25 protein-coding genes, 3 tRNA genes, 1 pseudogene and 1 riboswitch are annotated in these 25,095 nt (G+C 39.1%); of the genes and pseudogenes, 16 read left to right on the top strand and 13 right to left on the bottom strand.

All coding sequences use genetic code 11. The annotated features are described in order from the left end of the window. Positions 1-4 precede the first annotated feature (4 nt). Both HBL79_RS01440 and HBL79_RS01435 read right to left on the bottom strand, forming a co-directional pair. Complete coding sequence (locus HBL79_RS01440) at positions 5-202, bottom strand: opacity family porin (protein WP_233570733.1); 198 nt, start codon at positions 200-202, stop codon at positions 5-7. 42 nt (positions 203-244) lie between these two features. Next, positions 245-1,903, bottom strand: a complete 1,659-nt coding sequence (locus HBL79_RS01435) for a putative transporter (protein ID WP_017807024.1) — start codon at positions 1,901-1,903, stop codon at positions 245-247. Between the two features lie 216 nt (positions 1,904-2,119). Between HBL79_RS01435 and HBL79_RS01430 the strand changes: the two genes are divergently transcribed. Beyond that, entirely contained in the window at positions 2,120-3,907 is a 1,788-nt protein-coding gene (locus HBL79_RS01430; RefSeq protein ID WP_017807025.1) for an ABC transporter ATP-binding protein/permease, read from the top strand. 166 nt (positions 3,908-4,073) lie between these two features. Here the strand turns inward: HBL79_RS01430 and rsmC are convergent, their stop codons facing one another. From rsmC to HBL79_RS01415, 3 genes are all read right to left on the bottom strand, one after another. After that, the gene (gene rsmC, locus HBL79_RS01425; RefSeq protein ID WP_035686948.1) at positions 4,074-5,066 is read right to left on the bottom strand and encodes a 16S rRNA (guanine(1207)-N(2))-methyltransferase RsmC; all 993 of its coding nucleotides are present in this window, start codon (positions 5,064-5,066) and stop codon (positions 4,074-4,076) included. Positions 5,067-5,216: 150 nt separating this feature from the next. Continuing rightward, positions 5,217-5,723 (bottom strand): DUF2301 domain-containing membrane protein, encoded by a 507-nt coding sequence (locus tag HBL79_RS01420; RefSeq protein WP_035686952.1) that lies wholly within the window; start codon positions 5,721-5,723, stop codon positions 5,217-5,219. 2 nt (positions 5,724-5,725) lie between these two features. Further along, complete coding sequence (locus HBL79_RS01415; RefSeq protein ID WP_035686953.1) at positions 5,726-6,622, bottom strand: AraC family transcriptional regulator; 897 nt, start codon at positions 6,620-6,622, stop codon at positions 5,726-5,728. 183 nt (positions 6,623-6,805) lie between these two features. On the opposite strand from HBL79_RS01415, the gene HBL79_RS01410 reads away from it, so the two are divergent. Continuing rightward, positions 6,806-7,141, top strand: a complete 336-nt coding sequence (locus HBL79_RS01410) for a carboxymuconolactone decarboxylase family protein (protein WP_017807091.1) — start codon at positions 6,806-6,808, stop codon at positions 7,139-7,141. A 155-nt stretch (positions 7,142-7,296) separates the two neighbouring features. Here HBL79_RS01410 and HBL79_RS01405 read toward each other — a convergent pair whose 3' ends face one another. The 6 genes and pseudogenes from HBL79_RS01405 to HBL79_RS01385 form a co-directional block, all read right to left on the bottom strand. Next, positions 7,297-8,658, bottom strand: a complete 1,362-nt coding sequence (locus HBL79_RS01405; RefSeq protein ID WP_035686956.1) for an alanine/glycine:cation symporter family protein — start codon at positions 8,656-8,658, stop codon at positions 7,297-7,299. A gap of 162 nt (positions 8,659-8,820) precedes the next feature. Further along, positions 8,821-8,939: riboswitch (glycine riboswitch) on the bottom strand. Between the two features lie 196 nt (positions 8,940-9,135). Continuing rightward, entirely contained in the window at positions 9,136-9,402 is a 267-nt protein-coding gene (locus tag HBL79_RS01400; RefSeq protein WP_035686958.1) for a GNAT family N-acetyltransferase, read from the bottom strand. Between the two features lie 10 nt (positions 9,403-9,412). Further along, positions 9,413-9,616, bottom strand: a complete 204-nt coding sequence (yacG, locus tag HBL79_RS12415) for a DNA gyrase inhibitor YacG (protein WP_046097598.1) — start codon at positions 9,614-9,616, stop codon at positions 9,413-9,415. Between the two features lie 120 nt (positions 9,617-9,736). Continuing rightward, positions 9,737-10,237, bottom strand: a pseudogene (gene coaE / locus HBL79_RS01395) (dephospho-CoA kinase); the annotation flags it as partial. A 142-nt stretch (positions 10,238-10,379) separates the two neighbouring features. Beyond that, positions 10,380-11,075, bottom strand: a complete 696-nt coding sequence (locus tag HBL79_RS01390) for a prepilin peptidase (RefSeq protein WP_035686962.1) — start codon at positions 11,073-11,075, stop codon at positions 10,380-10,382. Next, positions 11,072-12,286, bottom strand: coding sequence for a type II secretion system F family protein (locus tag HBL79_RS01385; RefSeq protein ID WP_081637525.1), 1,215 nt, complete (start codon positions 12,284-12,286; stop codon positions 11,072-11,074). Before HBL79_RS01385 ends, HBL79_RS01390 begins: the two co-directional genes overlap by 4 nt. A 385-nt stretch (positions 12,287-12,671) precedes the next feature. Between HBL79_RS01385 and manX the strand changes: the two genes are divergently transcribed. From manX to manA, 5 genes are all read left to right on the top strand, one after another. Further along, positions 12,672-13,655 (top strand): PTS mannose transporter subunit IIAB, encoded by a 984-nt coding sequence (gene manX, locus HBL79_RS01380; RefSeq protein ID WP_035686968.1) that lies wholly within the window; start codon positions 12,672-12,674, stop codon positions 13,653-13,655. A 12-nt stretch (positions 13,656-13,667) separates the two neighbouring features. Beyond that, positions 13,668-14,471 carry a PTS mannose/fructose/sorbose transporter subunit IIC gene (locus HBL79_RS01375; protein WP_017807082.1) on the top strand — a complete coding sequence of 268 codons (804 nt, stop codon included), beginning with the start codon at positions 13,668-13,670 and terminating at the stop codon, positions 14,469-14,471. Positions 14,472-14,484: 13 nt separating this feature from the next. Continuing rightward, positions 14,485-15,321, top strand: coding sequence for a PTS mannose transporter subunit IID (locus tag HBL79_RS01370; protein WP_017807081.1), 837 nt, complete (start codon positions 14,485-14,487; stop codon positions 15,319-15,321). A gap of 94 nt (positions 15,322-15,415) precedes the next feature. Next, entirely contained in the window at positions 15,416-15,970 is a 555-nt protein-coding gene (locus tag HBL79_RS01365) for a DUF986 family protein (protein ID WP_046097319.1), read from the top strand. Positions 15,971-15,972: 2 nt separating this feature from the next. Further along, positions 15,973-17,181 carry a mannose-6-phosphate isomerase, class I gene (gene manA / locus HBL79_RS01360; RefSeq protein WP_035686970.1) on the top strand — a complete coding sequence of 403 codons (1,209 nt, stop codon included), beginning with the start codon at positions 15,973-15,975 and terminating at the stop codon, positions 17,179-17,181. Between the two features lie 151 nt (positions 17,182-17,332). On the opposite strand, the gene rnhA is transcribed toward manA, so the two are convergent. Further along, on the bottom strand, positions 17,333-17,794 hold the full coding sequence (gene rnhA, locus HBL79_RS01355) for a ribonuclease HI (protein WP_035686972.1): 462 nt from the start codon (positions 17,792-17,794) through the stop codon (positions 17,333-17,335). A gap of 81 nt (positions 17,795-17,875) precedes the next feature. On the opposite strand from rnhA, the gene dnaQ reads away from it, so the two are divergent. The 4 genes from dnaQ (at position 17,876) to HBL79_RS01335 (ending at position 18,995) form a co-directional block, all read left to right on the top strand. Continuing rightward, a complete protein-coding gene (dnaQ, locus tag HBL79_RS01350; RefSeq protein ID WP_035686973.1) occupies positions 17,876-18,643 on the top strand; it encodes a DNA polymerase III subunit epsilon in 768 nt (255 codons plus the stop codon). Between the two features lie 87 nt (positions 18,644-18,730). Then, a tRNA-Asp gene (locus HBL79_RS01345) sits at positions 18,731-18,807 on the top strand. 17 nt (positions 18,808-18,824) lie between these two features. Continuing rightward, positions 18,825-18,901: transfer RNA gene (locus tag HBL79_RS01340), tRNA-Asp, on the top strand. Positions 18,902-18,918: 17 nt separating this feature from the next. Beyond that, positions 18,919-18,995, top strand: a tRNA-Asp gene (locus HBL79_RS01335). Positions 18,996-19,247: 252 nt separating this feature from the next. Here the strand turns inward: HBL79_RS01335 and HBL79_RS01330 are convergent. Beyond that, complete coding sequence (locus tag HBL79_RS01330; protein ID WP_035686975.1) at positions 19,248-20,321, bottom strand: porin; 1,074 nt, start codon at positions 20,319-20,321, stop codon at positions 19,248-19,250. 398 nt (positions 20,322-20,719) lie between these two features. Here HBL79_RS01330 and purM point away from each other — a divergent pair, with 398 nt between their 5' ends. The 5 genes from purM to rsmA all read left to right on the top strand — a co-directional run bounded on the left by purM (position 20,720) and on the right by rsmA (position 25,083). Continuing rightward, positions 20,720-21,757 (top strand): phosphoribosylformylglycinamidine cyclo-ligase, encoded by a 1,038-nt coding sequence (gene purM / locus HBL79_RS01325; protein ID WP_035686977.1) that lies wholly within the window; start codon positions 20,720-20,722, stop codon positions 21,755-21,757. Then, positions 21,757-22,395: a phosphoribosylglycinamide formyltransferase gene (purN, locus tag HBL79_RS01320; RefSeq protein WP_035686979.1), complete on the top strand. Its 639-nt coding sequence runs from the start codon at positions 21,757-21,759 to the stop codon at positions 22,393-22,395. The genes purM and purN overlap by 1 nt, the downstream gene beginning before the upstream one ends. 162 nt (positions 22,396-22,557) lie before the next feature. Continuing rightward, entirely contained in the window at positions 22,558-23,106 is a 549-nt protein-coding gene (gene pyrR, locus HBL79_RS01315) for a bifunctional pyr operon transcriptional regulator/uracil phosphoribosyltransferase PyrR (RefSeq protein ID WP_035686982.1), read from the top strand. An 87-nt stretch (positions 23,107-23,193) separates the two neighbouring features. Beyond that, positions 23,194-24,138, top strand: a complete 945-nt coding sequence (locus HBL79_RS01310) for a peptidylprolyl isomerase (protein WP_035686985.1) — start codon at positions 23,194-23,196, stop codon at positions 24,136-24,138. A gap of 84 nt (positions 24,139-24,222) precedes the next feature. Continuing rightward, positions 24,223-25,083, top strand: a complete 861-nt coding sequence (rsmA, locus tag HBL79_RS01305) for a 16S rRNA (adenine(1518)-N(6)/adenine(1519)-N(6))-dimethyltransferase RsmA (protein ID WP_035686988.1) — start codon at positions 24,223-24,225, stop codon at positions 25,081-25,083. Positions 25,084-25,095 lie beyond the last annotated feature (12 nt).

Raw genomic sequence — 25,095 nt, 5'->3', positions numbered from 1 at the left:
TTAATTAGAACTCGTAGCGAAGTCCAATTTTTGCACCGTATTGGTTAACGTTAGTATCTTCCCATCCACCTAAACGGTTATATTCTATGCCTGCATTTAATGCAAGGTTTTTATCAAGACTATAAGAGAATCCAGTTAAAATACCATAACCAAATTTAGTTTGTTTTCTTCGTTCTACTCCACTTGAATCAGAATTATCGATATGAACAATATTGCTCGCTAAACGTACACCTACATAAGGTTTTTATAAGAAACTCCACATCAATATAGCAAGAAGTTGCGGTGAAAGTATTCGTAAAAACATTACTAGTGGGTATACAGTAGCATAGGATAATGCGGCAATTCCACTATCTTCTTTAATCGCATTTGCAAAAGCAAGTGCAGGCGGATCCGTCATAGATCCTGCTAGTAAACCGCATAAGGAAAGATAATTAAGTTTTAGATACCAACGAGCCAATACCCCTACGACCATTAATGGGAAAAGCGTAATGATAATCCCATAGCCCATCCATTCTAATCCTGAACCATTGACAAGCGTATCTACAAAATTTCCACCTGATTTTAATCCAACAACAGCTAAAAATAATACAATACCAATTTCACGAAGTGCCAAGTTCGCACTTGGTGGCATAAACCAATATAGTTTTCCGATACTTCCTATTCTTGCCAAAATTAGTGCAACGACTAGAGGTCCACCTGCCAAACCAAGTTTTAAAGCAACCGAAAGTCCTGGAATATAGAAAGGAATGGAACCTACTAACACACCTAATCCAATGCCAATAAACACTGGGAGCATTTGTACTTGTTGCAATTTTTGCTGTGCATTACCAATTAAATTGATCGCGTTGTCAATCATATCTGTACGCCCTACAACATGTAGAACATCCCCAAATTGCAACGTACTGTTCGCTGTCGGCACAAGTTCAACTCCCGCTCGATTTAAACGAGAAATCACGACGCCATACTTTTGATGAATTCCAAGAGATTTGATTTTTTTACCTAGTACTTTTTCATTGGTTACTACAATACGTTCAGAACGAAGATCGCCCGTTAATGTTGAACGCGGCACATCAACCTCTTCACCAATCACGAGTTGCATCTTTTGTAGGGTGTGACTATCACCAACAAGGTGTAATAAATCATCAAGGAAAATTTTCGTATCTGCGTTTGGTACGCTCACATTTTCACCACGTTTCAAACGTGAACAAACAACGTCTTTACTCTCGAATCCTGGAATTTCAATCAAACCCAATCCATTGAGATTTTGGTTGGTAACACGAATATTCATTGAACGTAGACTTTCTTTATCTTGTCCACTTTCTCGTTGGAAATTGGTTGCTTCTTCGTCTACTTTTATTTTAAAAAATAACCGCACTAACCACATTGTGAGTAGAATACCGCAGATTCCAAAAGGATATGCCATTGCATATGCCATTCCCATATTACCTGTGGCGTGATTCATTCCCAGTTCAGAAAGAATTTGTTGTCCAGCACCTAAAGAAGGGGTATTGGTTACGGCACCAGAATAAACACCAAGAATAATATCAAGTGGCACACCAGCAATTTTATAAAGCACTACGACACAAGCTGCACCAAGCAATACAATCAACACGGCTAAGCCATTGAGCTTTAATCCAGATTCTCGTAATGAAGCAAAAAAACCTGGTCCAACTTGAATCCCAATGGTATATACAAATAAGATCAAGCCAAATTCTTGAATAAAATGTAAAGTATGGGAATCCAAATGTACGCCATATTGGTTTGTAAAGTGAGCAACAATAATCCCTCCAAATAATACACCGCCAATACCTAGCCCTACACCACGGATTTTAAAATGTCCTATCCATAATCCCACCACTGCGACCAGTGCTAAGATACTGATAGTAATCGCAATATCATTCATAACAACCTCAAAAACTAGATTCTACTAGAAAATTATAACAACCTATCGATAGAAAGAATAAATTAAGATTGAAAAATGTAATCTACATCACATTTTTCTTGCGAGATGGATAATTTTCTTTAACAATATTCGAACAAATTCTTAATTCTAATATCTAATATTTTTTATTCATTACAAAATTTACGATAGATAAAATAATTTTTAATAGGAATAATTATGAACTGGTCAGAAGAAGTTCTTACTTCGTTGATATGGGTAGCTAAAACCCTAATTATAACAAGTCTCGTATTTTCACTCATCTTAGCAATACTCACTAAAATAACTCGATGGGGACGGCAATTTTGGCTTTTAGCTCGAGATTATCTTTCACCTAAACAAAGTTTGAAACCCTTATGCTACTTTTGGGTGATCATTTTCTTTAACTTAATTTCTGTGCGTTTGGATATTCTGTTTTCTGAATGGTATAACGCAATGTACAGTGCTTTACAAGATATGAATGAAAAAATATTTTGGCAACAAATGCTTTTATTCTCTTTTCTTGCAAGTATTCACGTTTTAAATATTCTGCTCACTTATTATTTATCTCAACGATTCAAAATTCAATGGCGTATTTGGTTAAACCAATGTTATTTAGAAAAATGGCTATCAAACCAAGCTTATTACAAAACGCAACATAGCTTGACCCAAATAGATAATCCCGATCAACGTATTCAACAAGATATTGAATCCTATATTGAAAGATCACTTAGTTTAGCTACAGGTGTCATTTCTTCAACAGTATCCCTTATTGCATTTACAGCAATTTTATGGAATTTGTCCGGACCAATGAATGTTGCAGGATATGAAATTCCTCATATGATGGTATTTCTTGTTTTCATTTATGTTTTCTTCACAAGCCTTATTGCTTTTAAAATAGGCTCACCTTTAATTAAACTTAATTTTATCAATGAAAAATTGAATGCTAACTATCGCTATTCTCTTATTCGGCTCAAGGAATATGCAGAAAGTATTGCCTTTTATCGTGGAGAAAAAGTAGAGTTACATCTACTAAATACCCAATTTCATAAGATAATTACAAATATTTGGCAACTGATTTATCGAACATTAAAGTTATCAGGTTTTAATTTAACAGTTTCACAGGTTTCGGTAATTTTTCCTTTTTTAATTCAAGCTGTCCGTTATTTTAATCAACAAATTAAATTAGGAGATCTAATTCAAACAGCCCAAGCATTTGGTAAAGTGCAATCATCATTATCATTTTATCGTAATTCTTATGATGATTTTGCAGCTTATCGAGCAGTACTCGATCGTTTAACAGGTTTTCATACGGCTATTAATACAACCATTCAACAATCACAAATACAAGATAGCGATGGAGAAATTATCTTTCATAATTTAACAATTAAAAGACCTGATAATAAAACGCTTATTTCTGATTTAAATTTCACATTACCTTTAGGAGAAAGTTTATTAATTCAGGGACGTTCTGGTGTAGGAAAAACAACATTATTACGCACAATAGCCGGATTATGGCCCTATTCAGAGGGCGATATTATTTGTCCACAAAAAGCATTATTTCTTTCACAGAAGCCTTATTTACCACAAGGAAAACTCATTGATGCGATATATTATCCTGAAAAAATCAACGATTCACAGGATATGACCCCAATTATAGAAATTATGCATAAAGTCAATTTAGGACATCTTGTCAATAGACTGAAAGAAGAAAATGATTGGACTCAAATACTTTCTTTAGGCGAGCAACAACGTTTAGCATTTGCTCGATTATTATTACATAAGCCACGAGTCGCCTTTCTTGATGAAGCCACCGCAAGTATGGACGAAGGCTTAGAAGAAGCAATGTATTATTTACTAAAAACATCACTTCCTAGCACAACAATCATTAGTGTAGGTCACCGATCTACTTTAATGAACCATCATCATCTTCACTTAAAAATTAATGATGACACACACTGGGAGTTAATAGTAAACGAATATGATTAAATTCAAAATAAAGCGTTAATTCAAAGAGAGTATAAATAATACCGTTGGTATAACATCGTATTCGCTTGGAATAAAATGACTATATGTAGATATGAGCCTGAAAAGAATCAGGCTCTATCATCAAATAAATATCTAGATATGTGACCTTTCACTTATTTACAAAATTTTAATAACGAACAGAATAAACCTTAAATTTATTGGTTTTAGCTAACACTTGGTGAGAAGCAAAATATTGATCGAGCAAATCGGCGTAAGGCAAAAATGCGTTCGCAACAATGCGTAATTCTCCCCCTGTATTTAAATGCCATTTTGCTTGCTGAATAAGTTCTGACACCGCACGATAAGCGGTATCCACACCATCATGAAAAGGGGGATTGGAAACAATCAAATCAAATTTGCCCTCAATTTTTGAAAATACATCACTCGCCAGCACTTTACCTTCAAGCTGATTTTCTGCAAGGGTTCGTTGTGCTGAAGCGATAGCTAGAGCGTGAATATCCGTCATAGTAAGATCCACATTCGGATTATGTCGCTTAATATAGCTACCAATGACACCAACGCCACAGCCTAGATCTAACACGCGTCCTTTAATTGGATGATTTAAAGTGGAAAGTAATAACGCGGTTCCCACATCAAGTTCGGCTGCACTAAATACACCAGGCAGACTAAATATGGTTAAATCCCCTAATTGAGTATGTCGATAAGATCTCCAAGCTTGAGCGAAATCAAAGTGCGGTACTTTTTTTAAGCAAAAATGATATAGCCCACAACGCCTTGCACTGTCAATTTTGCCAATTTCACCAAAAGAGGAAAGTATTTTTTCCGCAGAACGCACGCCACTGCGGTTTTCGCCAATAATTAGCACCTCTTGCTCAGGCTCGCATTTAGACAAAAGTTGCATTAATTGCAGCAGGCTTTCTTGTTTGTTTTTTGTCCAATAATAAACAATGAGATTGGCATTCGGAGTAAAATCAACACAAAAATCTACCGCACTTTGATTTTCTGCATAATCAAAATACCATGACCAATAATGTATTGATTTTGCTTTATTTTGCAGTTGCTGTGGAAAAGCATCGCACAATGCTCCTGTAAATAATATATGTCTATTTTCAAATAAAGAAAGATGACGCTCAAGCACTTGGCTTTCTGGTGAAATCACGGTTTTGCCCTATTCATAAAAAAATAAATAAACCCTGCTTTTGTACTGGCAGGAATGAAATTGCTGAATTCTATAATTCTCCGCCAAGCAAAACAACAATCTCTTTGCTTACAAAGAAAAATTTCTCTCAATACCTTATCTTATCGTTTATTAAATTTGATATTTTCGCTTATCCCCAATATCAAAATGCAATGGCATTCGCCATTTTTGGATCGCTAATAATGCAAAAAGTAACGCTGAGATCACGGATAATCCATTGAAAAATAGCACGTAATTAAACCTATCTGCAAACCACAGCAATGCGAGAAAAATGGGTTGAAAATTTAGCCCAATGATACGGAAACAAAAATATTCTTTAAATGCCAAACCACCAAGAGTAACCAACGCTCCTCCTAAAGCCAGCTGTGGCATTCCATACAAATGACATAACAAGGCAACCCATGTCGCAAATTGCAAGACAAACCTAAAATTTTTCAAATAAATATGCAATGATGAGGCACAGCATAACGCTGCAGTAAGCAACCCTAAATAAGCAATAGCGGGATAATAAGGTAAAAGAGCCGTCATTATTGCTGCAAGTACAAAACCACAACGATAAATGATTACGGTAAGGTAATCGCACCAATCCATTGGGGATTGAATATGTGGATCAGCCATTATCATACTCCTTGTTTACGGTACTGATTAGGTGAAATACCATAATATTGTTTGAACACACGACTAAAATAGGCTTCAGACTGGTAGCCAATGTCTAAAGCAATAGTAAGTATATTTTTCTGTGTTGTTTTCAATAACATTGAGGCTCGTTGCATTCTCACTTGAGTAAGAAATTTGCCCGGAGCGATCCCCATTTTCTTCTGAAAAACACGGATAAAATTGGCTCGCGACATATTCGCCATTTCAGCTAAATTTTCCATATTCCAATTTTGCTCGGGATTCTGTAAAACCTCGCGTACAACTGCCGATAAGCGTTTATCTTGTAATGCTGCAAGCAAGCCCATCTCACTTTCGTGTTTTACAATATAATGACGCAAAATGTAAGCAAATAGCACAGATGAAAGCGAATTAATAATCGATCTTCCTGCCGATTGTTGACCTTCAGCTTCAAAACGAAAAAGTTCCACAAGTTGCTCAATCGGTGTTTGATACATTGATAAATGCAAAATATGCGGCAAAATTTTGAATAAAATGGATTGTTTATCGTAATAAAATACACCGCAAAACATCTCAAAATCACTTTTTTCTAAACCATTAGTGGCTAGCTGAAATAGCCCAATTTCACTTTTTTCAATCGTACTTTGTGTGATTTCTGCAAATTTTCGACTTTGAATATAATGCAAATCCCCTTCAGGTAAAAAGAAAATATCTCCCGCTTTAAGAAAAATTTTTTGCTTATTAACAATAATTTCACACTCACCACGAACAATAATATGAAAAATACCCATATTTTGGGCCGCACTTGGCTGTAGGGTTCGCCAATTTCCTTGAAATAGGCAATGTGTGTGAATTTCTCCTTGAATTTGAGCCAATTCAATGAGGTGATCTAAAATATCCAACGGCTTTCTCCTTACTACAGGCAATCATCATAAAGCATTTTGTTAGATTTTTTAACTAAAACTTGAGATGATCCTACCAGACATATCGAACAATTCATCTCATAATAATACGGACTATAATCGTTTAAGTTAAAAATGAAACGACCATAAATAGCTATCATTTAATTAAATAGGAGTTAAACTATGTTTAAAGACTGGAAACAAGAAAAAAGCCATGTTAAACAATCTTTTGGTGAATTAGGTAAAAAATATCCAAAAATGTTGCAGGCATATGGAGCATTATCAAGTGCAATGGAAGCATCCGCATTAGATGCAAAAACGCGTGAGCTTATTGCTCTTGCTGTTGCGGTAACCACACGTTGTGAAAGCTGCATTGCCGTTCATGCTGATGAAGCAGTCAAAGCGGGAGCGACGGAAGAAGAAGTAGCCGCCGCCTTAGCCACTGCCATCGCCCTAAATGCTGGGGCTGCTTATACTTACTCTTTAAGAGCGTTAGAAGCATTTAAGGTAAATGAATAGTTGTAGGAAACAGTAGCAAATAAGTGAGCTATTATGTTAGTTAGCTTATTAATGTATAATTCACCTATTGCTTATTAAGTTAAATATTAAATCGCTAACCTATAAACTTTCCATATACACGAAGTTAGCGATTTAAAGCATATTAACGAATTCCATTACTCATCAGCATCGTGGTGCGTGAGTTTTAAACACTCAAAATAGCTTTTTGTTTCCTCAATAATGACCTTACGCAAGCCGATTAATGCAATGAGATTTGGGAATGCCATTAGTCCATTTACGATGTCGGCTAAGATCCAAATGGTGTCGAGTTGGATAAATGCCCCGCAAGCAACGAGTAAGATGAAGATAAAGCGGTAAAGTTTCACGCCTTTTACGCCTGCGAGATAAACGAAGCAGCGTTCGCCGTAATAGCACCAGCCTAAGATCGTGGTGAACGCGAAAAAGAGTAAGCCGATAGTAACGATTGTTCCGCCTGCCACGGTGCCTAGTCCTTCAGAAAAGGCGAGATTGGTTACCGCTGCCCCCGCTTGTGGAGATTGCCACGCCCCAGTTAGCACAATCACGATACCGGTCATTGTACATACAATTAGGGTGTCTAAAAATGTTCCCGTCATTGAGATTAAACCTTGCCGTACGGGTTCTTTCGTTTGTGCGGCGGCGGCGGCAATGGGGGCACTACCTAACCCTGATTCATTGGAAAAAATCCCCCGTGCTACACCTGATTGAATAGCTTTCATCACAGTATATCCCAATGCTCCCCCCAAAGCAGACTGCGGATTAAAAGCACTTTCTACAATTAAACTGATTGCAGTGGGAACGTGTTTCCAATTTAAGATGATGATCACAATCGAAGTCAGCACATAAAGCATCGCCATAAACGGCACGACAATCGCAGCGACAGCAGAAATCCGTTTAATACCGCCAAGAATAATCGAAGCCACAAGTAGCGTGATGATAGGTGCCATTATTTCCACAGGAATATGGAAAGTATCTTGCATCGCGTGCGTGATGGCTTGCACTTGGGGGAATGTGCCAATGCCGAAAAAGCCAACTAAGATCCCGCAAACAGCAAAAAATTTCGCCAGCCATTTGATCCCTAAGCCTCGTTCAATATAGTACATCGGCCCACCCGCGATAAAACCGCGTTTATCCACAATGCGATATTTGACCGCAAGCAAACATTCGGCATATTTGGTTGCCATTCCAAGCAAGGCGACTAACCACATCCAAAAAATCGCCCCTGGCCCTCCCGCTTGCACGGCGGTGGCAACGCCGACAATATTCCCCGTGCCAATGGTGGCAGCAAGAGCGGTACTCAATGCGGCAAAGGCGGAAACATCACCTTTTCCTTTTTGTGCCCCTTTTTCTTTTTTGAATAAATAGGTGAGTGCTCTAGGTAATTGAAAAATTTGAATAAATCCAAGCCTGAAAGTGAAATACAGCCCCGTTCCTGATAATAAAATTAATAACGGCGGGCCCCAAATAAATGAATTAATTGATGATAAAAATGCGGTCATTGAATATTCCTCGTAAAAAATCTGGGTTTACAAGGAGGCGAAAAGAGTGGGTGAAATCGCGTTGGTTGAGTTTAACATCACAGGGCTGCTCGCCTTGTCTTTAAACCTAAACGATTAAGCAATAAAAAACACGAAATACATCGTGCATTTCACCGAAAATAATCTCTTGCCCCTGTCCTTTTGCCTGAGCGTTTGAAAAACGGTGAAATTTCACACCGCTCTTTTGCGCCTTCGGCGTCCATTCTGCGTTAATCGCGATGGCTCTCTCCAAGGGTTCGTCCAGTAACAGTCCTCGCTAACTTAATAGCACCTGAAAGATTTTACCTCGTCGGTGCAGGGTTAATTCCCTACTCTCCAGCTACCTTCATCCGAACATACTTTTGTAAAAAAGTGCGGTGGATTTTAGCAAGATAATTTTAATTTCTCAATCATCTTCACGAAGAAAATGACATATTTCAATACTACGCTTTGATGTGGTTATTTCAGCTCACGTTGCCATTTTTTGGCGATATAACTGCAAGTTGGTTCTAAGATTAATTGCTTTTCTCGCACAAACTTCACCAATGCTTGATAGAGTTTATCCGCCACGCCCTGACCGCGTAATGCTTCTGAAACATAGGTATGATTGGCATTAATGCGATGTTCATCAATGAAATAATAAGTAAGCTCTGCCACTTTTTGCCCTTGTTCATCAAGGATAAAAAACTCGCCATCTTGTTGATTTTGTTGGTGTTGTATCCGCATTCTGCTTCCATTAGCCTCGCCAATCATCGCCAAAATGTTCATTCGTAGCAAAATCTGCGGTTTCGCACGGAATGGCTTTTTCTTCGGCTGCCCATTCGCCTAAATCAATCAGTTGGCAACGTTTACTACAAAACGGGCGATATGGGTTTGCTTCCACCCAAGCCACCGCCTTTTTGCATTGTGGGCAAGGTACTTCAAAAATCTCTTTTGTCATTGGTATCCTTCTTTTTTTCGCGAACTGTAAGTAATGTTGATGCAATTCTAACACTTTCTTTTTTAACGCAGGAAGATTTTGCGGTAATTCGGGTTCGTTATCCACCACATCATCAGCCATCGCTAAACGTTGCTCACGACTGACTTGGGCTGCCATAATATTTTTTATCAGTTGAATGTCGCTGTGATCCCGCAAGCTGGCTCGATGCAACTGCGTTTCGGGCAAGACATCGATCACCAAAACACGATCGCAAAACTCCGTAAGCTGATTTTCAATTAATAACGGCACAACCCACAGCACATAAGGGGCTTGCGATTGTGCTAATCGAGTGAGCATTTCTTTACGAATTGCAGGGTGAAGCAGATCGTTAAGCCATTGTTTTTCTTGTTCATTACCGAAAACAATTTGGCGTAACGCGGAACGATTTAACTCGCCAGAATCTTGTAAAACCTGTGTGCCAAAATGCTCAACAATTTGAGCAAGCAATGGCGAGCCTTGTGCAACAACCTCCCTTGCAACCACATCGGCATCAATAATCTCCGCCCCCAGTTCCGCGAAAAGATCTACGATCGTGCTTTTACCACTACCGATCCCACCTGTTATCCCAACAATATAGCTCATTTTTTCTCCCGATTTATTGCGTTATTCGCGATCATACGCACTCTATTTTTACGAAGCAATATAAAATAGTCAGTGCTTCGCCTTGCTGTACGATTTATACTATCGGCGGATCAAAGCCTTGTCTTATTTTGAGCTGAAGCAACTACCACCACACAAGCGTTAAAGCGGAAAGAATAAGAAACGGGGCAAAGGGGATTTCGGGGGTAGCGTTGTGGTGTGATTTTTTAACGAGGCGTTGCTTGATCAAATAAAAAACAATGCCGTAAAGGCTAGCTAAAAAAACAAAGTGCGGTAGTTTTTCAAGCTGAATTTCTGCCCCGAGAGCCAGCACTAACCAGCAATCGCCCTCGCCGAGCATTTCTTTTTTTAATCCCCATCGGCAAAGGGCATACAGCCCATAAAAAATCACGAAAATACTGACCGCACTAATCACGCACTGTTCCAAGCCGAAAGGCAAAATTTGCCAGTACGCACTAAGCAATCCCCACAAGAAAAGCCAAACACACAGCAAGGGGGAAATAAGCCGATAAAGCCCGTCAATTAAGCCAATAAAAATCAAAGCACCCAGCCAACACGCCCACCATAACGCAACCCAAATGTTAGCATTGAGCTGGACGCACAGGGCAAATAAACCACCAATCGCAAAAAAGTAGTGCCAGAAATGACCGCACTTTTTCTTTGTTAATGTTGTTTGTGGCATTGCGGTTTCTTGCGGGGTGAAAAGCTGGCAATAATCGTTCCATACAGTAAACGAAAGCCGTGCGGTAAAGGTTGAAACGGCATAAAAAATGCCTGCACCGACCAAACCGCCGAAGAAAAAACTGGCTAGTTCCTTCATTGGATCATTGCTCCGATATTAAAAATAGGGAGGTACATTCCGAGCAGCACCGCACCAATCAATCCGCCAATAATTAGCATCAACATCGGCTCTAATAATTGGGATAACAGATCCACTTGGTGATCAAGATCTTGTTGATATTTCTCCGAAATATGCTGCAACATTTGAGCCACTTGACCACTTTCCTCACCAATTTTTAACATTTGCTGAGCTTCAAGTGGAAAAAAATCGCTAGAAACGCTATCAGATAAGCTATATCCTAAATTAAGCCAATACAATGCTGTTTCTATGGCTTGGTTCAAAAATTGATCGCCCACATAACTTTTTTGGATCTGCCAGCTAGCTTGTTTAGGTAAAAAAGACTGTAAAGCAATATTTAATGGCACTTTAGCATACAACATTAAAGATAAGGTCCCGCTAAAATTAATGAGACGAGAGAGTTTTGTTATTTTTCCTAATATAGGAGAATAAAAAATACACTGATTCTTTAATCGCACAAGACGCTGAGAATGTTTCAAACGTATACGAATAAAAATAACACATAAAACGACCAATAAAATACTGTGTAGCAAATAAGTTTGTAGTAACTCTGATAATGCAATTAAAAAGACAGTAAAAGAAGGCAACTGGCTATGATTAGCCTCGTACATCTCAGCAAATTGTGGCACAACAAAAACTAATAAAAGAATGGTTAAAATTGAAGAAATACAAAACACAACTATAGGGTAAAGTAAGATTTTCTGGACTTTTCTTTTCAACTTTAATGAGCGTTGTCGGTATTGTGCAATATTGTGGCAAACTTGAGGAAGTGATGCCGTCATTTCGCCAACTTTTAAAAGTTGCAACTCTTGTTGAGAAAAATATTTACCTTGTTTTTCTATTGACTGAGAAAAGCTTAATCCACTATCTAATGCAGAAATAATTTCACTAATCCAGATATTTAATTGAATAATTGTACAATCTCGCTGTAACAACAATAAACTTTGTTTAAGCGGAAGAGACGCTTTCAATAATAGAGCCAATTGATTTATGAATTCATAAAGCTCATTTAATTTTGGTTTACGCGAAAATTGCCAGTTGCGTTGTAGCTTAATATTTTGTAGTTTTCGATTAAATAAGAGCGTTTTAGCTATATCTTCATTTTTGGCGACAATCATTCCTTGCTGTTTTTGTTGCAATTGATTAACTGCTTTCCATTTAAATAATTTCATCTTTGATTTCTTCATATGGCACTTCAAGCATAAAATAACAAAATCTTTCATCTATTTTATAAAAATAGTACCAAAAAAAATCACCGCACTTTATTTTTTACGATCCACATCTCAATAATAAAATTTAAGAAAGAAAATGATGTAATATTTTGTTACCTTACTAAATTTTTATTTTATAAATAGAGTTTTACTTCAAAATTCCGTCAAATAAATTATCAAAACTATTACCCTTTTTAGCAAAAACAGTAAAAGTTCGATCTTCCTCACAAATTTTATTGAAGAATTAATAAAAACTGTGATCTCTATCACATTATTTTGGAGTATTTTAGTTTAGAATGCTCGCCGAATTTATATCGTTGCAATCACTTAACTTAAAGGAGTCCTTATGGCTATTGCGATCATCATAGCAACACACGGGGTGGCAGCAGAACAACTGCTCAAAACCACGGAGATGCTGATTGGTGAACAAGAAAATGTCGCCACAATTGATTTCGTTCCCGGCGAAAATGCTGAAACGATTATGGCGAAATATCAGGAAAAACTGAGTACAACGCTTTCCCATTGCGATGAAGTGCTTTTCCTTGTGGATACTTGGGGTGGCAGTCCATTTAATGCGGCAAACCGTGTATCTGAAGGCAAAGACAATATGGACATTGTTACGGGCGTGAATGTGCCAATGTTGGTGGAAACCTTTATGGCTCGCGATGATGGCCCAAGTTTGCAAGAACTCGTGGCAATCGCGTTAGAAACAGGGCGTACGGGGGTTCGTGCGTTGAGATATGTGGAAGAAGAGCCTGAACAAGCAGCTCCAGCTCCACAACCTCAAACCGCACAACAAGCCCAGCCTGCAGTGGTAACACCAAATAAAGAGGGACATCTTACCATTGGTTTAGCCCGTATTGATGATCGTTTAATTCACGGTCAGGTAGCAACGCGCTGGACAAAAGAAAGCAAAGTTTCTCGCATTGTGGTAGTGAATGACGATGTGGCGAAAGATAGCGTGCGTTCGACAATGCTGAAAAGCGTTGCGCCACCGGGAGTAACCGCACACGTTGTGGGCGTAGATAAAATGATCCGCGTTTATAACAACCCTGAATATGCGGGCGAGCGTATGATGTTGTTATTCACCAATCCAACAGACGTGTTAAAACTGCTAGAAGCTGGCGTTGATATGAAATCCATCAACATTGGTGGTATGGCTTATAAAGATGGTAAGAAAATGATTACCAGTGCGGTATCTGTTGATGATAAAGACATTGACGCATTCAAAGCCATTGATGCAATGGGCGTGGAGCTTGATGTGCGTAAAGTATCAAATGATAGCCGTCAATATATGATGGATTTATTGAAGAAAAACAATCTTGTGTAAAGGATGAATATTATGGAAATTTCAACGCTACAAATTATTCTTGTATTTATCGTTGCCTGTATTTCAGGTATGGGATCGATCCTTGATGAATTTCAAACTCACCGTCCGCTTATCGCTTGTACCCTTGTGGGCTTAGTGTTAGGCGATATTAAAACAGGGATTATTGTAGGTGGTTCATTAGAATTACTTGCTCTTGGCTGGATGAACATTGGTGCGGCACTTGCGCCTGATGCGGCATTAGCTTCTGTGGTTTCAACCATTCTTGTCATTGTGGGTGGTCAAGAAATCACTACGGCGATCGCATTAGCCATTCCACTTGCCGCGGCAGGTCAGGTTTTAACCTATGTGGTGCGTGCAATTACCGTGGGTTTCCAACACGCCGCAGACCGTGCCATTGAAGATGGTAACTTGAACCGCTTAGACTGGATTCACTGCAGTGCCTTGATTTTACAAGCAATGCGTATTGCAATCCCAGCGTTAATCGTGGCTTTAACCGCAGGTACAGACGCTGTGCAAGCAATGTTAAATGCAATTCCGCCAGTTGTTACAACAGGCTTAAAAATTGCCGGTGGAATTATTGCCGTTGTGGGTTACGCAATGGTGATCAATATGATGCGCGCAGGCCACTTAATGCCATTTTTCTACGCAGGCTTTGTGATTGCCGCCTTTACTGATTTCAACCTTGTTGCCTTAGGTGTGCTAGGTGCAATTATGGCAGCACTTTATATCCAACTTCACCCAAAATACAACCAAAGTAAACAAGTGGTGCAAGTGGTTTCAAATGGCAACAATGATCTTGATAACAGATTAGATTAATGGGGTAAGAAAAATGACAACTGAAATGAAAAAAGTAACCCAAAGTGATTTAAATAAAGTAGTAATGCGTTCTAACCTTTTCCAAGGTTCTTGGAACTTTGAGCGTATGCAAGCCCTTGGCTTTGCTTACTCAATGGTGCCTGTTATCAAGCGTTTATACCCAGATCCAAATTCTCAAGAACGCAAAGATGCAATCAAACGCCATTTAGAGTTCTTTAACACGCAACCTTTCGTGGCCGCGCCTGTGCTTGGTGTAACCATCGCAATGGAAGAAGAGCGTGCAAATGGGAAAGAAATTGATGATGCGGCGATCAACGGGATCAAGGTAGGTCTAATGGGCCCATTAGCGGGTGTGGGTGATCCAATTTTCTGGGGAACGGCTCGTCCTGTATTTGCAGCTCTTGGTGCGGGTTTAGCATTAAGCGGAAGTATCCTTGGCCCATTATTATTCTTCGTCTTATTCAACCTTGTACGTTTAGCGACCCGTTATTACGGCGTAGTTTACGGCTATAAGAAAGGGCTTGATGTAGTGCAAGATATGAGTGGGGGCTTATTACAAAAACTCACTGAAGGAGCATCAATTCTCGGTCTATTCATAATGGGGGCGTTAGTGCAAAAATGGACAAGCATTAATGTGCCACTGGTGGTTTCCACCATTGAAAAACAAGACGGTACGATTGAAGTGACCACCGTGCAATCTATCCTTGATAGCTTAATGCCGGGTTTATTACCATTGCTATTCACCTTTGCGTGTATGTGGTTATTACGCAACCGCGTCAATGCGTTATGGATTATCGTGGGCATTTTCATCATCGGTATCATCGGTGCAGCAACCGGTATTCTCGCTTAATCGTTACTTAAACGCAGAATAATGCTAAAATTAAACTCTCCCCGAACTTTCGCGGAGAGTTTATTTTTTGTCTAACCAGAATACGGACGTTGTTATGATCAATACCGCTTTATTAGTTTTTATCATTCTTTATTTTTTATATGCTTTCTATGATCAATTTCTCATGGAAAAACGCTTTGGTGAAACCATCTTAAAAGTGCGTTTACGCCGTAAATCAAAAATTGAAGGCATTATTATGCTCGCACTGGTTGGCGTTGCTATTTATCAAGCATTACCACAAGGCATCGAACCTTACACAATGTTTTTATTGGTAATGTTCGGTATTTTGATGATTTATCATTTCTTTATCCGCTACCCTGTGTTTATTTTGAAAAAAGACGGCTTTTTCTTAAATAATCTTTATTTGCAATATGCTTATATCAATACCATTAATATTGGTGAAAATGGCTTTTTGCAATTAGTATTAAAAAACGGCAAAGCCGTGCCTTTAGTGGCTGAAAATCCTAAAGATGTGGAAAAAATTCTACAATATCTCACCGATAGCGGCCGCATTTCGCAAGATCAAAATGCCCTAGAACAAGCTAAGCAACAAGCGAAACAAAAATCCACGGCAAATAAAAACGAAAAAAACAATAAAAAAGGAAAATAACAATGCTTTACCCATTAAATGGTCAGCTCCAGAATTATGTCTGGGGCGGACACCAATTTTTACCTGAGTTTCTCGGCATTCCAGCCGAGCAAAATCAATATTATGCCGAATGGTGGCTAGGAGATCACAATTCTGCCCCATCAATCATTGAAGAAAATGGCACCTCTGAGCCACTAAACGCATTTTTAGCGAAAAATCCCACCGTACTTGGGAAAACAAGCCGAACTCAATTTGGTAATAACTTGCCTTATTTGCTGAAAATTTTAGATGTAAAACAGCCCCTTTCCATTCAGCTTCACCCAACAAAAGCACAAGCTGAAGCAGGCTTTGCAAGAGAAAATGCCCTAGGCATCGCGTTGGACGATCCGAAACGCACCTACAAAGATGATAACCATAAGCCTGAAATGATGATTGCCCTTTCTGATTTCTGGCTATTACACGGTTTTAAACCGAAACAAGCGATCATTGAAATCTTATCGGCTCGTCCCTCTCTCGCCTCTTTAGCAGAGAAGCTGAAACAACAGCCCCTCGCGGATTTTTACGCCACAATTATGCAAGCGGATCAAACCGAGCTGGCAAACTGGCTTAATCCGATTATTCAAGCCAATCAAAGTGCTTATGCACAAAATCAGCTTAGCCTTGAAAATCCTGATTATTGGGTGCTTTACACAATGGACGCAATGCAGATTTCCCCGGAAAAACTTGATGTGGGGCTGATCTGTTTCTACTTATTTAACATTGTGGAAGTGAAAAAAGGCGAAGGCATTTTCCAAGACGCGGGCATTCCCCACGCCTATTTACGCGGGCAAAATATTGAATTAATGGCGTGTTCGGATAATGTAATTCGTGGTGGTTTAACCCCAAAACACGTTGATATTGCTGAACTATTAAACGTGATCGACTGCCGAGAAGTCGTGCCACAAATTATTCCCGTAGCCCCTATTGAGCAAGCGATATTTACTTACAGCACGCCTGCAAAAGATTTTGCACTTACCCAAATTACTTATGAAAAAGCCCAAACGCACCAGCTTCACAGTGAAAGTGCGGAGATTTTATTAGTGATGAGCGGTGAAATAAAAATCCGTGAAAATCACACCGCACTTTATTTAACACAAGGACAATCTGCTTTTATTAGTGCTGGCTCACAATATGAAATTAAGGGAATGGCACAGGGCTATGCGATCATCGCCACCTTGCCGAAACAGGTGTAATCATAATAAAGGGGGAAACTATTCCCCCCTTTCCTCTTATACACATAATCAATAAAAAAGAGAAGGCTTCATCAATGAAAGTATTGAATAGTGAAAATGAGGTGAAAATCACACCGCACTTTACAATGCGGTGAATAAACTTTGCAAAGGATTAAGGCTCATACCCCACATCATCGAGTGTAGGATTTTCTGCCCCTTGCTTTGCCAGTTGATCACAAATTTCATTTTCACGATGTCCGCTATGCCCTTTCACCCATTGCCAATTTATTTTATGCGGTTGAATGGCGTTATCTAACTGCCGCCACAGGTCTTGATTTTTAACGGGCTTGCCTTGGCTTGATTTCCAATTATTGCGTTTCCAGTTAAAAATCCATTGGGTAATGCCATTTTTCATATACTGGCTATCGCTGTGTAGCGTAACAGCACAAGGCTCGGTCAGGCTATTCAGTGCCTCGATCACGGCTCGCAATTCCATTCGGTTATTGGTGGTCTTAAAATAGCCTTTGGAAAGGTGCTTTTCGTGCTGTTTATAACGCAACACAATCCCAATTCCGCCTCGCCCAGGGTTGCCAAGGCAAGAGCCATCGGTAAAAATTTCGATCTGTTTCAACATAAATCCCGCAAAATTTTCACTATAAATTTTTCTCAAATGGGGCGATAATACCGCAAAAATGACGAAAGAGATAGAAAAACAATGACAACGCCATTAACGCCTGAACGACAAATTGTGCTGGATACCGAAACCACAGGTATGAACCAGTTTGGTGCACATTATGAGGGACATTGCATTATTGAAATTGGTGCGGTGGAATTAATTAACCGAAAATATACGGGACGAAAACTCCATTTATATATTAAGCCTGATCGCCCTGTTGATCCTGAAGCGATCAAAGTTCACGGCATTACCGATGAAATGCTTGCGGATAAACCCTCTTTTGCTGAAATTGCTCAAGAATTTATTGACTTTATCAAAGGGGCAGAATTGCTCATTCATAACGCACCCTTCGATGTGGGATTTATGGATTATGAATTTCAAAAGCATCATTGTAATGTCAAAACCAGTGACATTTGTGAAGTTACTGACACCTTGCAAATGGCACGTCAGCAATACCCTGGCAAGCGGAATAGCTTAGATGCACTTTGCGATCGCTTGCATATTGACAATAGTAAGCGAACCCTACACGGAGCGTTACTCGATGCGGAAATTTTGGGTGATGTTTATTTAGCAATGACTGGCGGCCAAACCAGCTTATTTGATGAAAGCGAAGCGGAAATTCCACTCCTACAGATTGAGGAAGATAGTCAAACTGGAAGTGCGGTCAGTTTTTCCTACGATTTTTCTGTATTAACGCCAAACGCGGAAGAAGAGCAAGCCCATTTGGATTATTTGAAATTAATCAACAAAAAAAGCAAAGAAAATTGTTTATGGACAAAGCGAATGGAAAACGAAATCCTGCATTAACGCTCATTGCTTAATCAATTAAACGAAGCAAAGGAAAAATAGCTTGACGCAATGACTATTCGCCATTATCATTCAACTCGCTAACGCGGAGTGGTAGTTCAGCTGGTTAGAATACCTGCCTGTCACGCAGGGGGTCGCGGGTTCGAGTCCCGTCCATTCCGCCAATTAGCATATCAGATTCGGAGCGGTAGTTCAGCTGGTTAGAATACCTGCCTGTCACGCAGGGGGTCGCGGGTTCGAGTCCCGTCCATTCCGCCAATTAGCATATCAGATTCGGAGCGGTAGTTCAGCTGGTTAGAATACCTGCCTGTCACGCAGGGGGTCGCGGGTTCGAGTCCCGTCCGTTCCGCCACATTACCTCATCAATTAAGTACAACTTAAAACACACATTGATAGCACCAGCAAACATTTTGTAAATGACATTTAACCTGCTTCTATTTATCTCAGGTATCCGAAATAACTTTCATTACCCCCTCAAATGACACCCACCTTATTTTAAACTTAATTCACCACACAAAAGAAAATCCTACAAATTAAAAATAAAAAAATCAGCATACGATTTTACTCATATGCTGATTAAATTGACTTATTCTAAATAATACACTTAGAAATAAACACGCAATCCAACACCATAAAGACTATCTTTAGATTTTGTAGAACCTGAACGGCGACCATTATTCATTCGTTTTTGAGCATATTGAGCATAAGCTGTTACATTTTTTGCAATGTCATAGTCAGCACCAATAATGTAATAGTCTGTTCTACGATAAATGTATTGTGCAGTTTTACCTACCTCAACTTTACGCTTCCACTGAGTAAACACTCTTGACGAAGGTAAAACCTGATATTCAGCACCAACAAGATAATGCGTATTTAAGAAATTCATTACATTCATTCGAGTGCTATCTGTAATATGTGTTTTGCCATATTCCACACCCAATTTTGCACCTGAAAAATCTAAACGGGAAGCAACACGCCAGCTTTTATCTTTTCTACCTGTACCATTATTTGATAAGTTATTGTCCTTACTTTCAATTGTGTAACCCGCATTAAGATTTAACACCACGCCACTAAAGTCACCGCGATAAAACAGGCTTGCTCCATAAGCATTTTTTAAATTGACTGTTGTTGTATCTTTTCTTGCATCACCAAAAACATAATCCGCTCCAAACCCTAATGTCTGACCAGCTGACAATTCAAAATCAGCTGAACGGAAAGAAACAACTTTATTACCCCCCGTATAAAGGTTATTGTTTCCTCCCAAGAAGTAGGCATTATCATTCAATTGAACTGCATCACCAGTCGTATTTTGTTTACCAAATGAAACACGTCCAATTCCGTCTTGCTCAAGAGCCAACCATAATTTATTGGTTACTGGATTATTAAATGTATTTGTATTCGCTTGATAATCCTCAAATACGCCATTACTGAAATCATCAAAACGTAAACGAGCATACCCCAACACTTTAAGCCCATTACCTAAATTATGTTGAGCCTGAAAGTTAATACGAGACTCATTATTGCGTAAATCTGTACGTTGATATTTGCTAAATTTACCTAATACAACATCAAAATACCCACCAACATCCACTTGAGAGTCATCATTACTATAAACCGTTACAGCATTTGCTGATGCGGCAGCCACAGCAACTGATAATGCAACTAATACTTTTTTCATAAATTTAATTCCTTTAGAAATCTAAAAAATTATGCTACTCACAAAACACAACAAGAAAACAGGAGCATAAATACTATAAAATGGGTGCATATCATAAAAAAAAATAGATGTCAAATAAAAATAACTGAAAAATACAAAAAAAAAATTAAAACAATGCTGCATTATGAATAAAGACGAATATCTTTAGGCAATGAACCACCTTAAAGCAACTGCAACTCATTCAATAATCTTAATAATGAAAAATATATACTTGTTAAGTTCAATATAATTATCTTAAATAAAATTTTGAATATCGAAATTTCTATAAGAGGGCTAGAAAATTTATCGCAAACGATTGCGTAAGCGTGGTACAATACACAAAAATTTTTAATTCTTAGGCTATATAGTAGGAAAAAATCGTGAGAGAACTATCATTAAGTTACAAAGATGCGGGCGTAGATATTAACGCGGGTAATGCGTTAGTGGAAAAAATCAAAGCCGATGTAAAACGAACCTCTCGCCCAGAGGTGATCGGGGGATTGGGAGGATTTGGGGCACTTTGTGCTTTGCCTACAAAATATAAAGAGCCGATTTTAGTTTCTGGCACTGATGGCGTTGGCACAAAATTACGCCTTGCCATTGATTTGAATAAACACGATACCATCGGCATTGACTTGGTGGCGATGTGCGTTAATGATTTAGTGGTGCAAGGGGCTGAACCGCTATTTTTCCTAGATTATTATGCCACAGGCAAATTAGACGTTGAGGTCGCGGCGAATGTGATTAAAGGCATTGCAGACGGCTGTCAGCAAGCAGGTTGTGCTTTAGTGGGCGGTGAAACGGCAGAAATGCCGGGTATGTATCACGCGGGCGATTACGACCTTGCTGGCTTTTGCGTTGGCGTGGTTGAGAAATCAGAAATCATTGATGGCAGCCAAGTAAAAGTGGGCGATGCGTTAATTGCGTTAGCTTCAAGTGGAGCACATTCCAACGGCTACTCTCTGATTCGTAAAGTGATTGAACATTCTGGAATTAATCCAGCTGAAGCCGAGCTTGAGGGAAAACCTTTTGCGGATCAAGTGCTTGCACCAACTAAAATTTATGTAAAATCCATTTTACAGCTGATCAAACAGGTTAATGTCCACGCGATTTCTCATTTAACGGGCGGCGGCTTTTGGGAAAATATTCCTCGCGTATTGCCACATTCGGTGAAAGCAGTGATTAATGAAGCCAGTTGGCAATGGCCCGCGATTTTTACTTGGTTACAACAGCAAGGTAACATCAATCGCTATGAAATGTACCGCACTTTTAACTGTGGCGTGGGAATGATCATCGCATTACCACAAAATCAAGTGGAAACGGCATTAGCACTGTTGAAACAAGTGGGTGAAACGGCGTGGCAAATTGGATGCATTGAAAGTGCAGCTGAAGGCGAAGCACAGGTTATTATCAGCTAATGAAAAAAATTGTTGTTTTAATATCAGGACAAGGGCAAACCTTGCAAGCGATTATTGATGCTTGCAAGGTGGGCGATATTCCCGCTCAAATTTGTGCTGTTATCGCCAATAAAGCAAATGCTTATGGATTACAGCGTGCAAAAATGGCTGAAATTCCCACCGCACTTTTTGAACGCCGTGATTATGCGGATAATCTCGCGATGGATCGAGCGATTGGCGATTATATTACGTCATTGGAGGCTGATTTAATCGTGCTAGCGGGCTATATGAAAATTCTCAGTGCGGAATTTACTCAGCGTTTTGCAGGCAAGATTTTGAATATTCACCCCTCCTTATTGCCGAAATACCCTGGCTTAAACACCTACCAACAAGCCTTGGCGGCGGGTGAGAAAGAACACGGCACAACGGTGCATTTCGTTAATGAAGAAGTGGACGGTGGGGCGATTATCTTGCAAGCGAAAGTGCCAATTTTCCCTAATGATGATATTGCAGACATTGAACAACGGGTGAAATATCAGGAACAGCACATTTATCCATTGGTGATTAATTGGTTTGTTACCGAACGCCTAACATTGCAAGCGGGTAAAGCCTATTTAGATGAAAAAATGTTGCCGCCTAACGGCTATGCCACAGACTAAGCAAGAAAGTACAAACAAGATTTTGTACTTTTTTATAGGGAAAAGTTGGAAGATTTCTTGATCTTTTTGCGATGTTCACAAAGAATTTTATAAAGTGCGGTCATTTTTGGCAGATTTTTTGATATAGTAACCAAAGTTTTAATCTCGCTTTAAGGATAACGAATGGTAGAAAAAATCATTATTGATGAAAACCGTTTTATGCGAACCATTTCTCGCATCGCCCACGAAATTATTGAAAAACATCAAAATCTGGATGAGCTCATCATTGTCGGAATTAAACGTCGTGGGTCAGAAATTGCCGAGCTTATTAAACGCAAAATCACCGATTTGAGCGGTAAAACCTTGCCCTCAATTGATTTAGATATTACCTTTTACCGTGATGATTTAGAATATGTTGAACCACAGAGCCAATCCCCCGTGTATAGCGGTGCATCAAATTATGTGAGCATTCAAAATAAGATTGTGATTTTGGTAGACGATGTCTTATTTACGGGGCGGACAATCCGTGCTGCACTTGATGCCTTAATTGATTTTGGGCGAGCTGCAAAAGTAGAATTGGTGATTTTTGTTGATCGCGGACATCGTGAATTGCCAATCCGTGCCGATTATGTTGGCAAAAATGTGCCAACCAGCCGCACGGAAAAAGTGCAAGTTCGCACTATGAAGTTTGATCAGCGTTATCAAGTGGCATTAGTCTCAAAGGAAAATTGATTTTAGGCTCAATAAAAAAGAATTAATGAACCTTTTAATCAATTAATACTCTAAATGTAAAATAAATCACTTTATCAATGGATGTATATGAAACGATATAATATTAAAGGTATTTTTATCACCTTATTTGGATTGCTCTTTATTTCCACTCATAGTTATTCATCAGATGCTGTAATCGCAAGTGTAAATGGTGTCCCAATTCTTGAGAGCCAAGTAAAAACGGCTTTAAGAAAGAAAGCCTATACTGAGAATAATCGCAAAGTAGCTTTAGATAATATTATTGATGATATTTTGGTTAATCAAGCTATTAAAAACTCCGGAATAAGCGTGACTAATGCACAAGTAGATAAAGTTATTGAAGATATCGCTGCAAGTAATGGATTGACTTTTGGGCAATTATTAGATGCACTAGATTATCAAGGCATTAATTACCAGCAATACCGTAATCAGATTGCTAATCAGTTATTAATGTCTGAGGTTCGAAACCAAGCCATTGGAAAAAGTTTGGAAGTGAGCCACGAGGAAGTCCAAGAACTTGGCAATAAATTATTAGCTCAAGCTAAAGAATTAGGCAAAGAAAAGAAAGCAACTGCAACAGAATATCAAGTTCGTCATATTTTATTAAAATTGACACCATTATTGAATGACACTCAAGCAAAAGCACTATTGACTAAAATTCGTTCTGATATTTTAAATAATAAGATGACTTTTGAAGAAGCCGCATTAAAATACTCTAAAGATTATCTATCAGGTGCAAATGGAGGAAATTTAGGCTTTGCTTTTCCAGAAACCTATGTTCCTCCTTTTGCAAGAGTCGTATTAACAACGCCAAAAGGAAAAATTTCTTTGCCCTTTAAAACAGAATTTGGCTGGCATATATTGGAAGTAACGAATACTCGTCAAGTAGATAGCACTAAAGATATTTATATGCAGGAAGCCTACCAGAAATTGGTAAATAAACAACTACAAGATGTTTCTAAAGATTGGGTTAAAATTTTACGTAAAAATGCCGATATTAAATACTTCAACTAATCTGTATTTAAATGAAAAATCCCAGCCCTAAGGTTGGGATTTTGTTTTATAATAAAGCCAATTTTTTTCGATACAATACAAGCAATGAACTCAAAAAGACATTTAGGGCATACCGCCCGTAAACGTTTCGGGCAGAACTTTTTATCTGACGATAATATTATTCAAAGTATTGTTGCGGCAATTTATCCGCAACCCGATCAATTCTTGGTAGAAATTGGACCCGGTCTAGGGGCATTAACTGAGCCTGTGGCTGAGCGGGTTTCCCATTTGACTGTGGTTGAGCTAGATCGCGATCTCGCACATCGCCTACGCCATCATCCTTTCTTACATCAAAAATTGACCGTGATCGAGGCGGACGCAATGCAGTTTGATTTTGCCGAGCTTTATCGCGATGAGCATTTAGCAGAAAAAAATCAAAAATTACGCATTTTCGGCAACCTGCCATACAACATTTCTACGCCATTAATGTTCCATTTATTCAACTATTGCGAACAAATTCAAGATATGCACTTTATGTTGCAAAAAGAAGTGGTTAAACGCCTTTGTGCTGCACCGAATAGCAAAGCTTACGGACGCTTAACCATTATGGCACAGTATTTTTGCCAAGTGATGCCCGTGCTAGAAGTGCCGCCAACGGCTTTTAAACCTGCACCGAAAGTGGATTCTGCGGTGGTGCGGTTAATTCCCCACAGCACCTTGCCACACCCCGTTAAAGATTTGTATTGGCTAAACCGCGTTTGTACCCAAGCCTTTAATCAACGCCGTAAAACCTTGCGTAATGCCCTTTCTACGCTATTTTCTGCGGAAAATCTCACCGCACTTGGGGTTGATTTAAATGCTCGGGCAGAAAATCTGTCGATTGCCGATTATGCTCGCTTAGCAAATTGGCTAGCGGATAATCCCGTGCAAGACAAGGCAGAGCTTGCGGATTTAGAGCAAGAATAATCGTAAACCAGA

Origin of the sequence: Avibacterium paragallinarum, from assembly GCF_011765605.1 — a bacterium.
GTDB classification, from domain to species: Bacteria; Pseudomonadota; Gammaproteobacteria; order Enterobacterales; family Pasteurellaceae; genus Avibacterium; species Avibacterium paragallinarum.
Note: the sequence above shows the minus strand (reverse complement) of the source record. Positions and strands in the feature narration are given on the sequence as shown.

Coding starts and splice junctions, on each gene's coding strand:
- HBL79_RS01435 (WP_017807024.1), bottom strand. CDS start 1,903: ATGAATGATATTGCGATTACTATCAGTATCTTAGCACTGGTCGCAGTG.
- HBL79_RS01430 (WP_017807025.1), top strand. CDS start 2,120: ATGAACTGGTCAGAAGAAGTTCTTACTTCGTTGATATGGGTAGCTAAA.
- HBL79_RS01420 (WP_035686952.1), bottom strand. CDS start 5,723: ATGGCTGATCCACATATTCAATCCCCAATGGATTGGTGCGATTACCTT.
- HBL79_RS01410 (WP_017807091.1), top strand. CDS start 6,806: ATGTTTAAAGACTGGAAACAAGAAAAAAGCCATGTTAAACAATCTTTT.
- HBL79_RS01405 (WP_035686956.1), bottom strand. CDS start 8,658: ATGACCGCATTTTTATCATCAATTAATTCATTTATTTGGGGCCCGCCG.
- HBL79_RS01400 (WP_035686958.1), bottom strand. CDS start 9,402: ATGCGGATACAACACCAACAAAATCAACAAGATGGCGAGTTTTTTATC.
- yacG (WP_046097598.1), bottom strand. CDS start 9,616: ATGACAAAAGAGATTTTTGAAGTACCTTGCCCACAATGCAAAAAGGCG.
- HBL79_RS01390 (WP_035686962.1), bottom strand. CDS start 11,075: ATGAAGGAACTAGCCAGTTTTTTCTTCGGCGGTTTGGTCGGTGCAGGC.
- HBL79_RS01385 (WP_081637525.1), bottom strand. CDS start 12,286: ATGAAATTATTTAAATGGAAAGCAGTTAATCAATTGCAACAAAAACAG.
- manX (WP_035686968.1), top strand. CDS start 12,672: ATGGCTATTGCGATCATCATAGCAACACACGGGGTGGCAGCAGAACAA.
- HBL79_RS01375 (WP_017807082.1), top strand. CDS start 13,668: ATGGAAATTTCAACGCTACAAATTATTCTTGTATTTATCGTTGCCTGT.
- HBL79_RS01370 (WP_017807081.1), top strand. CDS start 14,485: ATGACAACTGAAATGAAAAAAGTAACCCAAAGTGATTTAAATAAAGTA.
- HBL79_RS01365 (WP_046097319.1), top strand. CDS start 15,416: ATGATCAATACCGCTTTATTAGTTTTTATCATTCTTTATTTTTTATAT.
- manA (WP_035686970.1), top strand. CDS start 15,973: ATGCTTTACCCATTAAATGGTCAGCTCCAGAATTATGTCTGGGGCGGA.
- rnhA (WP_035686972.1), bottom strand. CDS start 17,794: ATGTTGAAACAGATCGAAATTTTTACCGATGGCTCTTGCCTTGGCAAC.
- dnaQ (WP_035686973.1), top strand. CDS start 17,876: ATGACAACGCCATTAACGCCTGAACGACAAATTGTGCTGGATACCGAA.
- HBL79_RS01330 (WP_035686975.1), bottom strand. CDS start 20,321: ATGAAAAAAGTATTAGTTGCATTATCAGTTGCTGTGGCTGCCGCATCA.
- purN (WP_035686979.1), top strand. CDS start 21,757: ATGAAAAAAATTGTTGTTTTAATATCAGGACAAGGGCAAACCTTGCAA.
- pyrR (WP_035686982.1), top strand. CDS start 22,558: ATGGTAGAAAAAATCATTATTGATGAAAACCGTTTTATGCGAACCATT.
- HBL79_RS01310 (WP_035686985.1), top strand. CDS start 23,194: ATGAAACGATATAATATTAAAGGTATTTTTATCACCTTATTTGGATTG.
- rsmA (WP_035686988.1), top strand. CDS start 24,223: ATGAACTCAAAAAGACATTTAGGGCATACCGCCCGTAAACGTTTCGGG.